The organism is Candidatus Thiodiazotropha endoloripes, from assembly GCF_001708965.1.
GTDB lineage: Bacteria > Pseudomonadota > Gammaproteobacteria > Chromatiales > Chromatiaceae > Thiodiazotropha > Thiodiazotropha endoloripes.
Map to the genome: position 1 here is coordinate 307,177 of NZ_LVJW01000006.1, position 18,478 is coordinate 325,654.

Annotated in this window: 14 protein-coding genes; 7 read left to right on the plus strand and 7 right to left on the minus strand. The window is 56.3% G+C overall.

The window, feature by feature from the left end; translation table 11 throughout:
- Nucleotides 1–49: 49 nt before the first annotated feature.
- Together A3193_RS11935 and A3193_RS11940 are read right to left on the minus strand one after the other, a co-directional pair.
- A complete protein-coding gene (locus A3193_RS11935) occupies nucleotides 50–1,387 on the minus strand; it encodes a DUF1835 domain-containing protein (RefSeq protein WP_069014961.1) in 1,338 nt (445 codons plus the stop codon).
- 1,504 nt (nucleotides 1,388–2,891) lie between these two features.
- On the minus strand, nucleotides 2,892–4,463 hold the full coding sequence (locus A3193_RS11940; protein WP_069015475.1) for a DNA recombination protein RmuC: 1,572 nt from the start codon (nucleotides 4,461–4,463) through the stop codon (nucleotides 2,892–2,894).
- A 126-nt stretch (nucleotides 4,464–4,589) separates the two neighbouring features.
- On the opposite strand from A3193_RS11940, the gene mtaB reads away from it, so the two are divergent.
- Entirely contained in the window at nucleotides 4,590–5,864 is a 1,275-nt protein-coding gene (gene mtaB, locus A3193_RS11945) for a tRNA (N(6)-L-threonylcarbamoyladenosine(37)-C(2))-methylthiotransferase MtaB (RefSeq protein ID WP_069014962.1), read from the plus strand.
- A 305-nt stretch (nucleotides 5,865–6,169) separates the two neighbouring features.
- Here the strand turns inward: mtaB and A3193_RS11950 are convergent, their stop codons facing one another.
- From A3193_RS11950 to A3193_RS11965, 4 genes are all read right to left on the minus strand, one after another.
- Complete coding sequence (locus tag A3193_RS11950; protein WP_069004020.1) at nucleotides 6,170–7,144, minus strand: hypothetical protein; 975 nt, start codon at nucleotides 7,142–7,144, stop codon at nucleotides 6,170–6,172.
- 147 nt (nucleotides 7,145–7,291) lie between these two features.
- Nucleotides 7,292–8,059, minus strand: coding sequence for a Mut7-C RNAse domain-containing protein (locus tag A3193_RS11955; RefSeq protein ID WP_069014963.1), 768 nt, complete (start codon nucleotides 8,057–8,059; stop codon nucleotides 7,292–7,294).
- A complete protein-coding gene (xthA, locus tag A3193_RS11960; protein ID WP_069014964.1) occupies nucleotides 8,059–8,874 on the minus strand; it encodes an exodeoxyribonuclease III in 816 nt (271 codons plus the stop codon). The genes A3193_RS11955 and xthA overlap by 1 nt, the downstream gene beginning before the upstream one ends.
- Nucleotides 8,871–9,179: a hypothetical protein gene (locus A3193_RS11965; RefSeq protein WP_069014965.1), complete on the minus strand. Its 309-nt coding sequence runs from the start codon at nucleotides 9,177–9,179 to the stop codon at nucleotides 8,871–8,873. Before A3193_RS11965 ends, xthA begins: the two co-directional genes overlap by 4 nt.
- Before the next feature lie 168 nt (nucleotides 9,180–9,347).
- Between A3193_RS11965 and yaaA the strand changes: the two genes are divergently transcribed.
- The 5 genes from yaaA (at nucleotide 9,348) to A3193_RS11990 (ending at nucleotide 14,244) form a co-directional block, all read left to right on the plus strand.
- Nucleotides 9,348–10,115 (plus strand): peroxide stress protein YaaA, encoded by a 768-nt coding sequence (gene yaaA, locus A3193_RS11970; protein ID WP_069014966.1) that lies wholly within the window; start codon nucleotides 9,348–9,350, stop codon nucleotides 10,113–10,115.
- Nucleotides 10,094–10,870 carry a TatD family hydrolase gene (locus A3193_RS11975; RefSeq protein ID WP_069004010.1) on the plus strand — a complete coding sequence of 259 codons (777 nt, stop codon included), beginning with the start codon at nucleotides 10,094–10,096 and terminating at the stop codon, nucleotides 10,868–10,870. Before yaaA ends, A3193_RS11975 begins: the two co-directional genes overlap by 22 nt.
- A gap of 787 nt (nucleotides 10,871–11,657) precedes the next feature.
- Nucleotides 11,658–12,656, plus strand: a complete 999-nt coding sequence (galE, locus tag A3193_RS11980) for a UDP-glucose 4-epimerase GalE (RefSeq protein ID WP_069004008.1) — start codon at nucleotides 11,658–11,660, stop codon at nucleotides 12,654–12,656.
- A gap of 63 nt (nucleotides 12,657–12,719) precedes the next feature.
- Nucleotides 12,720–13,520, plus strand: a complete 801-nt coding sequence (locus A3193_RS11985; RefSeq protein WP_069004006.1) for an undecaprenyl-diphosphate phosphatase — start codon at nucleotides 12,720–12,722, stop codon at nucleotides 13,518–13,520.
- A gap of 226 nt (nucleotides 13,521–13,746) precedes the next feature.
- Nucleotides 13,747–14,244 (plus strand): hypothetical protein, encoded by a 498-nt coding sequence (locus tag A3193_RS11990; RefSeq protein WP_069004004.1) that lies wholly within the window; start codon nucleotides 13,747–13,749, stop codon nucleotides 14,242–14,244.
- Nucleotides 14,245–14,398: 154 nt separating this feature from the next.
- Here A3193_RS11990 and olsF read toward each other — a convergent pair whose 3' ends face one another.
- Nucleotides 14,399–16,114 (minus strand): bifunctional ornithine lipid synthase OlsF, encoded by a 1,716-nt coding sequence (gene olsF / locus A3193_RS11995; RefSeq protein ID WP_069004002.1) that lies wholly within the window; start codon nucleotides 16,112–16,114, stop codon nucleotides 14,399–14,401.
- Between the two features lie 215 nt (nucleotides 16,115–16,329).
- Between olsF and metG the strand changes: the two genes are divergently transcribed.
- Nucleotides 16,330–18,378, plus strand: a complete 2,049-nt coding sequence (gene metG, locus A3193_RS12000) for a methionine--tRNA ligase (RefSeq protein ID WP_069014967.1) — start codon at nucleotides 16,330–16,332, stop codon at nucleotides 18,376–18,378.
- The last annotated feature ends 100 nt before the right edge of the window (nucleotides 18,379–18,478 follow it).

The following is an 18,478-nucleotide window of genomic DNA, read 5'->3' on the forward strand; positions in this document are numbered from 1 at the left end:
AGCATAATCAGTTTTCAGACAGTTACCAGAGAAATATTACCACCCGGCGCTACGCCTGTATGACCCGGCCAATTTCGTCATCCCAGTACCAAAGTTTGCCAGGGGTACGATTGTGCACCCCGCCAAACCAGACGTCATAGTCATTGTGGGATTGCCAGTGCCCCTCACCAGCCAGCAGTTTCCGCCCAAATCCGGTCAGTGAGACCTGCCAGTCAATTGGTTTGGAAGAACCCTTCACCAGCTCGATAGCCGGGCGCCGGGCCTCAACCAGATGTGACAACACCTTCCAGTAACTGCTGTCACCCATGAAGGCCAGGGGTTCATAGACGGAGGTGTACCAATGATAGAAGAGTTTTGCCCCATCCTGGGGGCCCTGCTCATGCAGAATCTGCAGCGTCAGACGTTCTGAGAGCGACAGACCGTCGGCACGCCAAGGCAGCTCCTTGATGTGCCGTTTCAAGGCGGGCAGGATCTGCGGAAAAGCCGGAGCCTGCAGATTGACGATTTGGCTCAAGGCCTCCGGGGTTGGGGCGGTATAGGCCTCCCAGCACTGGCGGCCGAACTCGATATGGTGCTCCTCAAGGGGGGTAAACTGCTGCCACAGCAGCGGCATGGTTTCGACCGGCAGCTGCCCGATCCCGTTGAACCGCGCCACACCGGGATAGTGATCCACGCAGATGAATGCCATCTGCTCAGGGCGCTTGGTTCGATCCTGTAGAAAATGCAGGAGTTTGCTAAAGACCAGGACATCGTAGGCATCGTGCTCGAACCAAAAGCAGACCCGCTGGTAATCCCCGATCTGTTCCAGGGCATCATAATCGGCGGTCAGATCCTTGACCGCCTGGGGCTTCAGACGCCAGTTGCTGTTCGCAATGAAGCTACTGCGAATGTCGATGAACCTTTGCCGGTCCGTTTCAGCCGGCACAGGCCCCTGGATATAGGGATCGGCAAAACAGAGAAAGTCACCACGGAAGCCCGCCACAGCCAGCTTGTACATCACATCGGTGCCACAGCGGATATGCAGTGTCCGCAGCTGACCGTCCAAGGGATCCGGGCGGCCACTCTGGATCGCCCGGGCGGCCATTTCGCTTGCTTCCACATGGTGTTTCAGTTTGGGCCAGGATGGAAAGCCCTGCTCGCGGGCTATGATCAGTTGAGCATCGGCCAGTTTAAGCTGATCCGCCTGCAGACTTTCCGCCTTGGGGTGGGATGCGGTTCGTGACCAGGCTTGGCCCTGATTGAGGGCTTTTAACAGTTGCTTGGCCTGCTTTTTACACTGATCAAGAGAGAGCGGTTGCAGGCAGCGGGGGTCATCCGCAGGAAAATCGTGAAACTGCTTCTGCTCAGAATCAAACTGGCGACGCAACGCCGGGAGTGACTGGATCATAACGAACTCCTTGTTGACAGGCCTGGCTTGCAGATAGGCACAAGGAAATCGTTCAATTAATCGAGATCGTTTGTCGGGCTCAGCCCTTTCCGCAAGCAGGATGCTGACAAACCAGCGAAAGCAGTATAAACCAATGCTTGTTTGTATTTAAGTCCGCGAATGAACACGAATGGTTGTTGTGTATTGGCACGGTCTTGCACGACATGACCACACCGCCAATGGACGCCAATCACCCTAAATAACTCAGCAGAGCCTGGCTGATCATTCAATATCATCCACAACTTTTGCATTCCCTAACGGACAAACAACAAAAATTCTCACAAGCCAGAATCCACTCCCTCTGAACCCCGTCCCGGTACGAGCGAGAAGCGCAGGAACGTGACGGCCGGGCGTCCTTTCATTTTGTGACTTTGCTGTTGGCGTAAAAAAGTGACTCGCCCAGTAGGACGAAACAGGGATTTTCAGAAAAGAGGCACAATAACAACTAGCAGTAACTCTGAATTCTATATATAGACACACAGCTGCTCCGTTAAATACGAAGAATATGCAGCTAACGGATGAGTTGTCTTTAGTTTCTCTAGCAGATTGGGAGTTGAGACATGAAATGCATCGTGCAGCAGGGGATTAAAGCTGGACAGAGTCACATATCATCAGCGAGTCAGACCAGTGGGGTGAACAGCTCCCCTCTCCCCTTGCGGGAGAGGGGCCGGGGGAGAGGGGGAGAATCAACCGCATCATTTCACCATGAATCGATATGATAATGAATGAAGGGTAAAAGCGGCTTTATCTTTCTCTCACATGAAACGCTTCGCGTACACCCTCTCCCCAACCCCTCTCCCGTAAAGGGAGAGGGGCTTTAAGATTTGTGCGGGTTAGACTGAAAGATAATGGGTTCGCAATGATCTAGACCATAAAATTCAAACTGTCAATGGACGTCAATCAGTGCAAACAACGTGATTTTCTCTCAGCACTGCACCCTGCCGCAGCAATAACGACTGATTCGCAAATCTTATTTGTGTTAATGAGTTGTCCTTAGTTTCTCTTGCAGATTGCGAGTTGAGACATGAAATGCATCGTGCAGCAGGGAATTAAAGCTGGACAGAGTCACATATCATCAGTGAGTCAGACCAGTGGGGTGAACAGCTCCCCTCTCCCCTTGCGGGAGAGGGGCCGGGGGAGAGGGGGAGAATCAACCGCATCATTTCACCATGAATCGATATGATAATGAATGAAGGGTAAAAGCGGCTTTATCTTTCTCTCACATGAAACGCTTCGCGTACACCCTCTCCCCAACCCCTCTCCCGTAAAGGGAGAGGGGCTTTAAGATTTGTGCGGGTTAGACTGAAAGATAATGGGTTCGCAATGATCTAGACCATAAAATTCAAACTGTCAATGGACGTCAATCAGTGCAAACAACGTGATTTTCTCTCAGCACTGCACCCTGCCGCAGCAATAACGACTGATTCGCAAATCTTATTTGTGTTGATGTGCGAACAAAGATCATTCACTCTTCCTCAGACGATGGTAACGAAGCCTTGCGGAATACCGGCAGGTCGGGGCTCTCCTCTTCATCCAGCTCCACCTTTTCGATCTTTTCGAAGCGGTTGCTGATCTTACGCGCGGAGATATTCACATCACTGACATCCTGATGAGCCTGTCCGATATGCCGGGCCAGATTGTCCATACGGTTCTGGAAGCGGCCGAAATCCTTCGACAGGGCGCGCAGATGATCCTGAATGATATGCACCTGCTCGCGGGTGGCTGCATCCTTCATCACCGCCCTGGCCGTGGTCAGTATCGCCATCATGGTGGTTGGCGAGACCAGCCAGACCCGTTTGCGGAACGCCTCTTCCACCAGGTCCGGGAAACGGGCGTGGATCTCAGCGAACACCGCCTCGGCCGGGATGAACATCACTGCACCGTCGGAGGTTTCACCCGGAATGATATAACGCGAGGCGATATCCTCCATGTGCTTGCGGATATCGATGCGGAACTGCCGCTGTGCCTGATTACGATCCGACTCGGGCAGCTGGTCGTCGAGCATTCTCTGATAGGACTCCAGGGGAAACTTCGCATCGATCGCCACATTACCGGTGGGATCGGGCAGAAACAGCACACAATCGGCGCGACGACCGTTGCTCAGGGTATGTTGCAGCGAGAAGCCGCTCTCCGGCATCACATTGCGCACCAGCGCACTCAACTGCACCTCACCAAAGGCTCCTCTGGAACGCTTGTCCGAGAGCACCTCCTGCAGTGAGACCACATTGGTGGAGAGCTCGGTGATCTTCTTCTGCGCCTCGTCGATGCGGGTCAGATGGGTGAGCACCTGATTGAAGGTCTCGGTGGTCTTCTCGAAACCCTCACTGAGACGCTTCTCGACCTGGCCACTGATCTCCTTCAGGCGCTGATCGGTGGTCTCGGTCAGCCCCTCGACCCGCTTGCCCAGGTTGTCCGCATGCTGGGTCAGTGCTTCAGCAACCTGCTTACGCACCTCCCCCATGCCCGACTGCAGAGTCTCATGCTGTTTGCTCATGCTCTGGGTCTGACGCTCGTCGAAAGCCTCACGCTGATGAGCCAGTGAGCGGGTCATCGACTCCCGCAGCTCGGCAAGCTTCTCCTGCTGCTGCAGGCGGCCGTCGGCCAGATTGTCGGTCACTACCTTCTTCAGGTTTTCAAACTGGGCCAGCAGATCCAGTCGCAGACGTCCCGCATCACCCCCCAGATGCTCCTTGATATCGGCAAATCGCCGGTCGAGCAGCTGGCTGAGCTTATCCGCACGCTCGAGCTGGGTCTGCTGCATGCCGTGAATCAACCTCTGCTGGGCCAACATGCCCTTGGCGATCCGTTCCGACAGCAGCTCGCGCAGTTCACTCTGCTCCTTGGCATTACGCCGCTCCATCTCATGCAACTGCTCCTGAAGCTGCTGCTGGTGGTGGACCCGGACCTGCTGCTCCCGCTGCTGGGTATCGAGTAGCCGGGCCAGCCAGTAGAGCACCCAGCCGAGCAACAGCAGCCCTGACAAGCCGAGAATCAACAGTACCTGAAGCGGTGAAGATATCTGTGTAAACCATTCCATGACCGAACTATAACCGATACTGAGACTCAAAACGCGAGTCTCAAAGCAACTTTTATGACGGATTGGAGTTGCAATACCCCACCATCCTCATTACCTTTGCCCATCGTTCAAAGAATCCAGTTGATCATGCGCATTCATCTCAAAACACTGGGCTGCCGTCTCAACGAGGCGGAGCTCGAAACCTGGAGCCGGGAGTTTCAGGCTCGGGGCTTTCGCATCACCGGTCAGGCCGAAGAGGCGGATCTGCTGGTGGTGAACACCTGCGCGGTGACCCAGGAGGCGGTGCGTAAATCGAGGAAACTGATGAGTCGCAGCGGCCGGCTGAATCCCAATGCCCGGCTGGTGGTGAGTGGCTGCTATGCCTCCCTGGAGCCGGACCAGGCGATGAAGATGGAAGGGGTCGATCTGCTGGTGGACAACCGGGACAAGGCCCGGCTGGTGGAGATCGTCAGCGACAAACTCGATCTGAAGCTGATGCCGGAAGCCGCCATGGAGGCGGAAGCCGGCGGCATCCTGGCGCGGGGACGCCAACGCGCCTTCATCAAGGTGCAGGACGGCTGTCGCTACCGCTGCACCTTCTGCATCGTGACCCTGGCCAGGGGCGAAGAACGCAGCCGCCCGATCGAGGACATCGTCGATGAGATCAATCGCCTGCAAGGCGAAGGTATCCAGGAGGTCGTGATTACCGGGGTTCACATCGGCGGATACGGTGCAGACATCGACACCAATCTGGTCCAGTTGATTGAAGCGATACTGGCAGATACTGAAATCCCCCGACTGCGCTTCGGCTCCATCGAGCCCTGGGATCTGCAAGCGGGATTCTGGGACCTGTTCGAAAACCCACGCCTGATGCCCCACCTCCATCTTCCCCTACAGAGCGGCGCCGACTCTGTCCTGAGACGCATGGCGAGGCGCTGCCGCAGCGATGAGTATCGTGCACTGATCATCCAGGCCAGGGAGAAACTTGAAGCGTTCAATGTCACCACCGACATCATTGTCGGTTTCCCCGGCGAGAGCGAAGCGGAGTGGCAGCAGACCCTGGAGTTTGTCGAAGAGATCGGCTTCGGTCATCTCCACATATTCGCCTACTCCCCCCGTCAGGGAACCAAAGCCGCCGGTCTGCCCGACCCAGTCAGCCGCGAACTCAAGCGCCAGCGCAGCGAAGCCCTGCATCAGCTTGGTGAAAAGATGAAACGCCAAACCCTGGAGGATTATCTGGGCAAGACCCTGCCGATCCTGGTGGAGGGTTCAGTGGAACGGGGTTTCGGTGGATACACCCCTAACTACCTGCGCGTGGAGATCGACTCAGCGACCGACAGCGAACTGGTCAACCGGATCGTACCGGTGAAACTCACCGCCCTAACTGACGATGGCAGTGCCCTGGTTGGATCTGTTGTCTAGAACTGGTTTTTTAACAATTGCAATCCATCAATGAACACGAGTTCACAGCTACCGGGATAGCCCCTCTCCCCCGACCCCTCTCCCGCAAGGGGAGAGGGGAGCTACTCTCTCTGCCGATTTGACAGGTTGATGGTGTGTGCTTTGCTGACCCTCATCATTTGATGCACAAGGCTTTTCCATCTCTCAAATCCAAATCGGCTGAGATATCAACTGTAACCAGCCATTCATCACCATTAAGTTCGAAGTCAATGGAAAAGCAGTGATCTCAACAAAATTAAAAGTTTATCCCTGTGCCATCCATATCCCTAAGGCCAATGATACGTCTCAGCCACCCCATTGAAGGTCACGACATACTGAGTGCAACTGATGAATTCGATTACGGCAGTGACTCCGTTGGCTGCCTCAATCTGGATGCGGCCAGCACTGGGACGTCCTGTTTCGCAATCGAAGGTCATGGGCACTACAGTGGTCACATGGATATAACCATGTTCGGGATCGTAGACCCGCACCGATACCAGATAACCTGACGATCCATTGCCAGAGACGCTGACTTCAGTCACCCGATAGGTCCGGTTATCGTAGCCCTGGTAGTCGGAGTAGTATTCGCAGCTAACATCCGAACCGTCCTGGTTGGCGGCGGTACAGCTCATCTGCATGTTGAAGGTGTCACTGTAACTGCCTCCCGGGTGGTTGATGGAGACACTGAAGTGTATGTAGTTGAGGGTCAGTCGATAGCCGATACCGACTTTGGTGTAAGTCCCTTCCACCGTGCCGTGAAACACGGTTGAGTAGCTACCGTCATCGTAAGTGGTATCGCGGCTGCATTGGGTGAAAACAATACGCCAATCCCCTTCCAAGCTGAAGTCCGGGAAATCGACCACAACCGAGCCGCTGTTGCAGACTGAGCTGGAGAGATCTTCGATTCTCGCCGCCGGTTCACCCCGACCCGCCAGCAGAGGTCCGCGGCTCAGCAGATTCCCCACCAACCGGGCCATGGCTTGATTGATCTGGTCCTGGCTGACCGGTGAATCCGGGCGCTGGCTCACCACCGGAACACTGTCGGTGCTGATCGCCTGTTTCGATCCGGACGCGGCGGCTGTCGCCAGCTGATTGATATTTTCACTGGTCATCGAAGCCTGTTTGGTCTCACCGCTGTAGTTCAGGGAGGAGCTGGTGGTATCTCCGCCGTTGCTATCGGTGTTAGCGTCATTCCCACCACAGGCCAGCAGGGTAAATGTGAGCACAAACAAAGGGATCCATCTATTGGCCACGAAGTTCATGATTCTTGCTCCCTAAAGTTCCTGCATCCACAAACATAATAGCCGTAGAAGCGTGGAGAGTGCAGATTATTACTGCAGTAATATGCGCTCGGAGATATAAATTTTGACAGCGGTCAAACAGCTGAGTGCCGGAGATCAATCACACTGTTATGACACCACATCGCCAGACGACCCGTTATCTGCAACCAGCCCGGCAATCAATTTCAACAGATTACTGTAGTGACTACCCTGCCAGTAGATTTTCCGGCAGTCCCGGCAGCGCCAGAATTGATCATGTTGGCGAATAACCTGATCGGGCAGCGGCTCTTCGATGTGCTCCTTGCGGATGGCAACGATGGCGCCGTTACAGACCATGCAGCGGCTGAAAGGCCGGATCTGACCCGTAAGATCCAAACGCTCCACCACTTCGGCCAGCTGCAGCCAGGGCTCGATGGCATGCACATAGCAACCATGGGTGATCGTTCGGCGCATCAGCAGCGCCCGGTCCCGGGTCAGCAGGATCCGTCTCTCCGAAACTGAAATCTCCACCAGCCTCTGATCGCCGATATCATTGAAGAACAGGGTATCGAAACCCAACAGCCTCAGATAGCGGGCCAGTCTCCCCAGGTGGGCATCGGTGACGAACCTGGTCGTTCGTAACGGCCGCTCCCTCAGGCGCAGCAATGGGGTGACATCCAGGGACTCGAACTGGGGATAGACACTGATCCTCTCCCCGCCCTGAAGTTGTGGGCCAAGGTCCACCGAGATCCCGTTCACCAACACCACCTCAATCTCCGTATGGGGCACCCCCATCGATTCGATCAGATGCTTCAGACTCTCCCCGGGCTGGATCTCCCGCTCGATATCACGCTTGCGCAGAGGGCTGGGTAAAAAGTCGTTCAGCTCCTCATAGAATCGCAGCGTGACGGTCGGCACTAGAAGTCGAACTCGGCCCACACCGGACAGTGGTCGGAGGGTTTCTCCATGCCACGGATGTCGTAGGCGATACCCACGTCGGTACAACACGCCATCAGCGGTTGGGTCACCAGCATCAGGTCGATACGCAAGCCGCGCTTTGGCTCCCGGTCGAATCCCCGACTGCGGTAATCGAACCAGCTGAAGCGGTCATCCACCTCCGGTTTGAGTTGGCGATAGCTGTCCACCAGTCCCCAGTCGAGAAGTGCCTGTAACCATTCACGCTCTTCCGGCAGAAAGCTGCACTTGCCGGTCTTCAGCCAGCGTTTGGCATTGTCCGGCCCGATCCCGATATCCAGATCCAGCGGCGCCACATTCATGTCACCGATCACCATCAAAGGTTCGGATGGATCATGCTGGTTGTTCAGATAGTCGAGCAGATCGGCGTAAAACTTCCGCTTGGCCGGAAACTTCAGCTCATGATCGCGGCTCTCGCCCTGGGGAAAATAGCCGTTGAGCAGGGTGAAACTCTGCCCCTTGGGAGAGTCGTATCGGCCGATGATCATGCGCCGTTGCGCATCCTCTTCGTCGCCGGGGAACCCCTTGCTGACCTCCAGGGGAGCCGACTTGGAGAGCAGAGCCACCCCATAGTGGGTCTTCTGGCCATGATAGGCCGCCTGATAGTCGAGGGCATCGATCATCCCATGTGGGAAATCGGCATCCTGTACCTTGGACTCCTGAATCCCGATCACATCCGGATCGTAGTTGGCCTTCAGTTGCGTCAGTTGGTGCTCTCTGGCACGTATGCCGTTGGTATTGAATGAGACGATCTTCACCCGTTTTTCTCCCCCAGAACCTCAATTGTCTCCCGCTCACCCACCTCGAAGCCGTGCCGATAGGCCTTGCCCCAGGGCAGCAAGCGCTGCTCTTCGCCGATAGTCTCTCCCACCGGGCCCAGAGCCTCAGCCACCTGCCTGGCATAACCCAGATCACTGATCCGACGGATCATGCCGTCCGCGTAACCCCGGTTGTACCAGAGCTGCAGCTCACTCTCGGTTTCCGAGAGCTCTGCGGTTTCCGCATACAGATCCTGCGCCAGCTGCAGCAGTCGTCCGAGCAGATCCTGGTTTTTCTGAGTCATAGTATGAGCCATTCGGCTGGAAAGAGATCGAAGCCTATCATGGGCGGCAGGCAAGATTAAGGAATAAACCTGCTCAGAAACGGTTGTAATTCCCCCAGGGTATGGCGATGATTGATCCGATATCCACACCAGCCGACTGGAACCCGTGCAGCTTAAAGAGATTCAGAGATGTTGATTGCAATTTCACCCGCCAAAACCCTTGATTACGAGACACCACCGGTCACCAAAACCCATACCAAGCCCCGCTTTCTCAAGCAGTCAAAAGCGCTGATCGACAACCTGCGCAACTACTCGGCCCTGGATCTGGCGGAGCTGATGAATCTGAGCATCAAACTCTCGGAGCTCAATTTCGATCGTTACCACGACTGGAAAACCCCCTTCAACATGAAGAACGCCAAACAGGCGGCACTGGCGATGAAAGGGGATGTCTATACCGGTCTCGATGCGGAGACCCTGGACGAACAGGGCTTCGAATTCGCGCAACGCCACCTGCGCATACTCTCAGGCCTCTACGGGGTACTCAAACCCCTCGATCTGATGCAGCCATACCGGCTGGAGATGGGCACCAAACTGCCCAATGAGGAGGGCAAGGATCTGTACGCTTTCTGGGGCGAGCAGATCACCAAATCGATCAACAAGGACCTGAAGGCTCAGGGGGACGACATCCTGGTCAACCTGGCCTCCAACGAATATTTCAAATCGATCAAACCCAAACTGGTGAACGGCCGCATCATCACCCCCCAGTTCAAGGAGAGAAAGAACGGCAGCTACCGCATGATCGGTGTATTCGCGAAAAAGGCCCGGGGCTTGATGAGCCGTTACATCATCGACAATCAACTCAGCGATCCGGAGGATATCAAGGGTTTCGATGTGGATGGCTACCGCTTCAACAAAAAGCTCTCGAAGGACGATCAATGGGTCTTCACCCGCAGCTGATCGACGCCCACTGCCACTTCGACGACGCCAGTTTCGACGTCGATCGGCAGCAAGCCCTGAGCCGCGCCGAGCAGGCCGGGGTAACACAACAGATCATCCCGGCAATCAAAGCGGCCTGGTGGCCGCGAATCAAACAACTCTGCCTGGACCACCCGGGACTCCATCCCAGCTACGGTCTGCATCCGATGTTTCTGACCGATCATCAGGATGAACATATCGATCAACTGAGTGAGTGGCTGGCCGCCGAACAGCCGGTAGCAGTAGGCGAATGCGGACTCGATTTCTACATCGAGGATCCCCAACCCGAGCGCCAGCAAAGGCTGTTCGAAGCCCAGCTGGAACTGGCCGGACGATACGACCTGCCGGTGATCATCCACGCCCGCCGCTCCGTGGAGGAGGTGATCAATACCCTGCGACGCTTCCCGGGCCTGCGCGGCATGCTGCACAGCTACTCGGGTAGTGAGCAACAGGCCCATCGACTGATCGAGATGGGGTTCTACCTCAGCTTCGGTGGACCGGTAACCTATGAGCGGGCAAAACGTCTGAGACATCTGGTGAAATCCTTGCCTCTGGAGTCCCTGCTGATCGAGACCGACTCACCGGATCAACCCGACACACAGCACCGAGGCGAACGCAACGAGCCCGCCTATCTGCCACTGATTCTTGAACTGTTCAGCCAACTGCGCAGTCAGCCCGCCCAAGAGATCGCCGCACAAACCCGGCTCAATACCCAGCAGCTGTTCAGGCTCCAGTAACAGAGCTTGTCCCAGTGCAGTTGTGCGGCCCAAATGTGTAAACAATGAGAATTAAATAGGCCGCGAATGGATGCCAATCACCGCCAATGGCCGCAAATTGTTCTTAGTGCATATCACTGTAAGACGTCATCTCAACCCTATTTGGTGGGGCATGGCCCCACCCTACACCTGTGTGTGGCCCTAGCGTGTAAAAAATGAGACTAAAAGAAGCCGCTAATGGACGCCAATCACCGCCGATGGCCGCAAAATGCTCCTAGCGCAACTCACTGTAAGGCGCCAATCCAACCCAAAAAACGCTACTACAATTTGCGCCTCTTATTTGCGTTCATTTGAGGACTAAAACAACACAAACCTCCACAGGCTCCCAAGCCAGAATCCACCGCCTCTTAATCCCGTTCCGGCACGAGCGAGAAGCGCAGGCAAAAACCGATCAGCGGGCCTGACTGTTTGAGCGCAGCGAGTTTCAGGCACGCCGGTTTTTGCCGAGCATCGCAGCGGACCCGAAGGGGCGTGACGGCCGGGCGCCGTTTCTTTTGGTTACTTTTCTTTTGGCGAGAAAAGAAAAGTGACTCGCCCAGGAGGGCGAAACAGGGACTTTCCGACAAGAGGCCAATAACGAGTGGATCCACCCATCCCCCAAACTGGGCATGACTCACGCTCCATCCATCGTTATCATGTACCCCAACAAAAAACTGCCCGCATGGAATGACACCAAACGACGCTTCAGGTTGTCGATGTCATCGGATTTGTGATCAGCAGAACACCACTTGAACATGGGGAATCATTGATGTCGAAAAAAGGAATTCTGGTTACCGGCGGCGCCGGCTACATTGGCAGTCACACCGCTCGTCAACTTGGCAAAGCGGGCGAACGGCTGGTAACCCTGGACAACCTCTGCACCGGTTTCCGCCAGGCGGTCCTGTATGGTGATCTGGTGGTGGGTGATACCGGCGACCGGGAGCTGGTCAGCCGCATCCTGGAGGAGCATGAGATCGATACGGTGATGCACTTTGCCGCCCACACCATCGTCCCGGAATCGGTGGAGAATCCCCTCAAGTACTACGCCAATAACACCTGCAACACCCGCAGTCTGCTGCAGTGCTGCGCTGAAGCGGGAGTAAAGAACTTTGTCTTCTCCTCCACCGCGGCGGTCTATGGCATCCCGGAGAAAGGGGTTGCCTATGAGGACACCCCCACCAGCCCGATCAACCCCTACGGAACCTCCAAGCTGATGTCGGAGATGATGCTGCACGATCTGTCACAGGCCACCGAGATGAACTATATCGCCCTGCGCTATTTCAATGTGGCCGGTTGCGATCTGGAGGGCCGAATCGGCCAGTCGACCCCGAAGGCCACCCTGCTGACCAAGGTCGCCTGCGAGGCTGCGGTGGGCAAACGGGATGCGGTCTATATCTTCGGTACCGACTACCCCACAGCGGACGGTACCGGTGTACGCGACTACATCCATGTGGAAGACCTGGCCACCGCCCACGTCAAGGCCCTGGACTATCTGCGCAATGGTGGTGATTCCGCCATTCTCAACTGCGGATACGGTCACGGCTTCTCGGTCCGGGAACTGCTGAAATCGGTGGAGGCGGCCAACGGTTCACCACTCAATATCATCGAGGCAGAGCGGCGTGCCGGTGATCCGCCGGAGCTTGTTGCCGGCGCCGAGAAGGTGCGAGAGGTACTCGGCTGGTCACCCAAATATGACGATCTTTCCGTAATCGCCAGCTCCGCACTGGAATGGGAGCGGAAACAGCTCAACGATCCCTGGTCCAACTAGTGCCGGTTCGATTCGTGTTCACAGTCAGCTGCCCCTAGGCGTCGATAAGCAGGACCGATCGACATGGAACTCCTACAAATCATCATCCTGGCCGCGGTTCAGGGGCTGACCGAATTTCTGCCGATCTCCAGTTCGGCCCATCTGATCCTGGCGCCCAGGGTGGCCGGCTATGCCGACCAGGGACTGGCCTTCGACGTGGCCGTGCATGTGGGAACCCTGGCGGCGGTAATCGGCTATTTCCGTCACCAGGTGATCTCCATAACCCGGGATTTTTTCCGCTCCTGGATCAACCCGTCCGCCCGCTCCAGGGAGTCACGGCTTGGCTGGATGATCGTCATCGCCACCATTCCGGTTGGGCTGTTCGGTTTGCTGATGAAATCCCTGGTGGAGACTGATCTGCGCTCTCCGCTGGTCATCGCCATCACCACCATCGGCTTTGGCGTGTTACTGCTGCTGGCGGACCAGTTCGGCAAACGCCACCGGGACGAGTACTCCCTGCGCTGGAGCGACGCCCTGGTGATCGGCCTGTTCCAGGCCGTGGCGATCATTCCGGGTACCTCCCGCTCCGGCTCCACCATGACCGCCGGGCTGTTCCTCGGACTGACCCGTGAAGCGGCATCCCGCTTCTCTTTTCTGATCTCCATACCAACCATCCTGATGTCCGGCGGACTGCTGGGACTCGATCTACTGCAGAGCGAGGCGGAGGTGGACTGGCTCTCAATCAGCCTCGGCGCCGGTCTGGCGTTCATCACCGCCTACCTCTGTATCCACTACTTTCTGCGCTTCATCGAGAATATCGGTATGACGCCGTTCGTCATCTATCGCTTCATACTGGGTGGCTTGATTCTGCTGTTTATGCTGTGACAGAAAATCCGCGCTCAGCTTGTCACTCTATGGTACGGGAACGGAACCATCAGCGCCGATGTCATTCTGCAAATCATGACAGGTAAGTCGCAGAATTCGAAAGTGATTTTAAGGACAGCTGCTACAAATCGATACAATATGCAGCTTGACGCCCACAATCACTGAGTGGGATAGTTTGATATAACGCTATTTTTGTCATTGCTAACCACGGAAGGAGGAAAACACTATGCTCAAAAATCTGATTCTTGCCTCAATGGCCACATTCACACTCCTCGTTGCCGGCTGTAACGGAGGCGGTGATGATGTGGAGGTCGAAGAGTTCAGAATCAACGGCTCTTCATCTGAACTGGAAGATGGCCGGGTAACCATCGACTCTGCGATCAACAACGGTGAGTTCGAGCTGGTCTGGGAAGTCGACGATGACAATGCCAGCGGCTACAACGCCTATTTCTGGCTCAGCGTAAACAGCAACCTGGACGAAGACAACGACATTCGTTTCTACTATGTCTGGTGTGGTGAGTATGGTCGCTGCGATCATGACGACCGCAATGAAGAGGATTGCTGGTTCGACAACAATCTGGAGATGGTCTGTGAAGACGACGACAACTACGAATATGATGTGGACGAGTTGATCGACAGCCTTCCCGAAGATCTCTATGTCATCATCGAGGCCTGCAACGGCGCAGATTGTGATACCGAAGTGGTTCCGGTGCGTTTGAGATAGTTCAGATCCTCCCCCATCCATCCTGAGTGAAGATGGATGGCGGGCGATTCAATCAACAGGGGGTTAAGGATAACCCGGGCTATGGAGAGCCACCCCCCTGTCCACTCACCATAGACGATCAACCTCCGCCTGACGCTTTCTTCTCGGCGGCTTTCTAACTTCCCATGTAACGCTTACGTTTGGTGGCTTTCACCTTGGCGATTTCAACCAGGATCATGCCATCGGTGCAGCCGGCAAACTCCGGATCGACACCGAAATCGAGAAACTGCACCCCACCGGGCTCACACAGGTCGGTGTACTGTTTGAACAGAGTGGGAATGGAGAGGTCAAACAGCGCGAGCTGGTTCTTCAGCTCCTGCAGATCGGCCTCATAGTCATCACCATGGAACACCTGGCCAAACTCATCCCAGGTGGACTGGCTGATCTGATAAGGCACCCGGGCCTGCCCCAGATACGATTTGCTGGCGTAATAGCGCTGATAGAAATCCACCATCAGGTCCCTGGCCGATTTCGGGTAGTGGGCACTGATGCTCACAGGGCCATACATATATTTGATCTCGGGGTGGTGCTTCAGATAGGCCCCAACGCCCTGCCACAGGTAATCCAGGGCCCGGCTGCCCCAGTAGCGGGGCTGTACGAAGCTGCGCCCCAGTTCGATCGACTGACGGGCATAGCGATCAAAATGCTCATCGAACTTGAACAATGAGTTGGTGTAGAGACCTTCACTGCCCTGGTTGACCAGGATCGAGCCCACCTCACCGATACGGTAGGAGCCGACCACCTCCAGCTCAGCCTCATCCCACAACACCAGATGACGGTAGTGCAGGTCGTAGTTATCCGTATCCCGTCGCTTGCCGGTGCCCTCTCCAACCTTGCGAAAGCTCAATTCCCGCAGCCGACCGATCTCCCGCATCAGCACGCTGCCCGGCTCCCAGTCCATCAGCAGGATCTGTTTGCCGTCCCGGGTCTGACCGAGAATCTCCCCTTTGCTCAGCTCCTTTTTCAGCGCCTGACGGGATTCCGGATGGGCAATACTCTTCTCGGTGGTGAACACACCCGGTTTGCGCTGAGAGATCCGATAGAGGTGCTTGCGTACCATCTTCACACGGGCCTTGAGTCTGATCCCTTCCACATTCAGATGGGTAAAAGGGATCAGTTCACCCACCCGGAAGGCGATGGTGTTGGAGCGCTGCATGAACATCTCCTGTACCAGCAGCAGCGCGGCGATCGGTTTGTAGAGCATGGAGACGCCATAGAACAGGGGCGAATTGCGGGCATCGATATAGATCGGCAGCAGCGGCGACCCGGTGCGCCGGGCAAACTGCATGAAGCCGCTTTTCCAGCGCACATCCCGAACCCCGTTGGGGCGTAATCTGGAGACCTCACCGGCCGGGAAGATAATCACCAGCTCTTCCCGTTGCAGAGCGGCATGGATCTGTTTGACACCCCGGCGACTCGAGCCACCACCCATGTTGTCCACCGGCAACAGCAGCTCCTTCAGCGGTTCGATGGAGGCGAGCAGATCGTTGGCCACCACCCGGATATCCCGGCGCACCCGGCTGATCATCAGGATCAGGCTGAGGGCGTCCAGCGCCCCCAGGGGGTGGTTGGCCACCACGATGACCCGACCGCTGGAGGGAATGTTTTCCAGATCCTTGTTCGACACCAGATAGTCCATATCGAAATACTCGAGGACCTTCTCGATCAACTCGAGGCCACGCAACGCATGATGCTCTTCCAGAAACCGGTTGATCTCCCGCTCACGAAACAGCATCCGCAAGGCTTTCAACATGGGTTTGGTCAGCAGCGAGGGCTGCTTTTCGAAAAATCCCGGAAAACGATTGGTCAAGACCTGTTCAACATTCAGCACATGCGGGCTCCTGCAAATAAAACAGGCAGAGCTTAGATGAGCAGCATGACAGGTGGTTTTCACCAGGATTAGGATTAGATTGCGTCAAGATGACCATCCTGTGAAACCGGCTTTGCGTTGAAACCAAGCGGTGGTTTACCCATTTCCGGACCGATATGTGATAATCCCGGTTTTTCCTGGCAAACGCCCTGCTGCAACCTGAAAACAGATACGACATGAACAACACACCGCGAAAGATACTCGTCACCAGCGCCCTGCCCTATGCCAACGGGCCGATCCATATCGGACATCTGGTGGAATACATACAGACCGACATCTGGGTGCGTTTTCAGAAGATGCGGGGCCACGAGTGCTACTACGTCTGTGCCGATGATGCCCATGGCACCCCGATCATGCTCAGGGCCCGCCAGGAGGGGATCGAACCCGAAACCCTGATCAACCGGGTGGCCGAAGAGCATACTGCGGATTTCGCCGAGTTCCGCATCGACTTTGACAACTACCACTCCACCCACTCGCCGGAGAATCAGGCCTGCGCCAACACCATCTACGAGCGCAATCGGGATGGGGGCCACATCGCCAAACGCACCATCACCCAGGCCTACGACCCGGTGGAGAAGATGTTCCTGCCCGACCGCTTCATCAAGGGCACCTGCCCCAAATGCGGTTCAGAGGATCAGTATGGGGACAACTGCGAAGTCTGCGGCGCCAGCTACTCCCCGGCGGAACTGAAGAACCCGGTCTCTGCCGTTTCCGGTGCTATCCCGGAGCAGCGGGAGTCGGACCACTACTTCTTCAAGCTGGCGGATTTCGAGACCATGCTGAAAGAGTGGACCGGCGGCGGCCATGTACAGAGTGAAGTCTCCAACAAACTGGATGAGTGGTTCGAGGCGGGTCTGCAGGAGTGGGACATCTCCAGAGACGCCCCCTACTTCGGCTTCGAGATCCCCGACCACCCGGGTAAATATTTCTATGTCTGGCTCGACGCGCCGATCGGCTACATGGCCAGCTTCCGCAACCTCTGCGACAAGACCGAAGGCCTCGACTTCGACAGCTACTGGGCGGAAGGCAGCGACACCGAGCTCTACCACTTTATCGGCAAGGACATCATCTACTTCCATACCCTGTTCTGGCCGGCGATGCTCCACGGTGCGGGCTTCCGTACACCCAATGCGGTCTATGCCCACGGCTTTCTTACCGTGGACGGCGCGAAGATGTCCAAATCCCGCGGCACCTTCATCAAGGCGCGCACCTACCTGGACCATCTCAATCCGGAATACCTGCGCTACTACTTCGCTGCCAAACTGGGCTCCGGGGTCGACGACATCGACCTCAACCTGGAAGACTTCGCCCAGCGGGTCAACAGCGACCTGGTCGGCAAGGTGGTCAACATCGCCAGCCGCTGCGCCGGATTCATCAGCAAACGCTTTGAAGGCAAACTGGCCGATCAAGTGAGCGAACAGGCCCTGTTCGATGAGTTCGTCAGCGCCGGCGATGCCATCGCCCAACACTACGAGAAGCGGGAGTTCAGCCGCACCGTGCGTGAGATCATGGCCCTGGCCGACCGGGCCAATCAGTACATCGATGAACAGAAGCCCTGGGTGGTTGCCAAGGAGGAGGGCAAGCAAGCGGAGTTGCAGGCGATCTGCAGCGACGGCCTCAACCTGTTCCGCCTGTTGATCGGCTACCTGCGCCCAATACTACCCGGTACCGCCGAGATGGCCGAATCCTTCCTGCAGATCGACCGCCTCACCTGGGAGCAGCTGGCCACTCCGCTGTGCGGCCACACCATCAGCAAGTTCAAGCCGCTGATGACCCGGGTCGATCCGAAACATATCGAAGCCATGCTGGAACACTCCAAAGAGGATCTGGCCGCACAGCAGCAGACTGCACCGACAAAGCCGGCGGCCGACTCACCCCTGACAAAGGATCCGATCGCCGACACCATCCAGTTCGACGATTTCGCCAAACTCGATCTGCGTATTGCCAGAATCGCCAAGGCGGAGCATGTGGACGGCGCCGACAAGCTGCTTCAGCTCACCCTCGATCTGGGTGGCGAGACCCGCAACGTCTTCGCCGGTATCAAATCCGCCTATGCACCGGAGGATCTGCAAGGCAAGCTTACGGTGATGGTCGCCAATCTGGCGCCACGTAAGATGCGTTTCGGGCTATCCGAGGGTATGGTGCTGGCCGCCGGGCCTGGGGGTAAGGATCTGTTCATCCTCAATCCGGATGATGGGGCTGAGCCCGGAATGCGGGTTAAGTAACTCCCCCACTACGTCCAATCATGCCACTCTGTTCAGAGCAGACAACCGGCATAAAAAAAAGCGGCCTAAACCCAGCCGCTTTTCAATGCATCCAGGGATC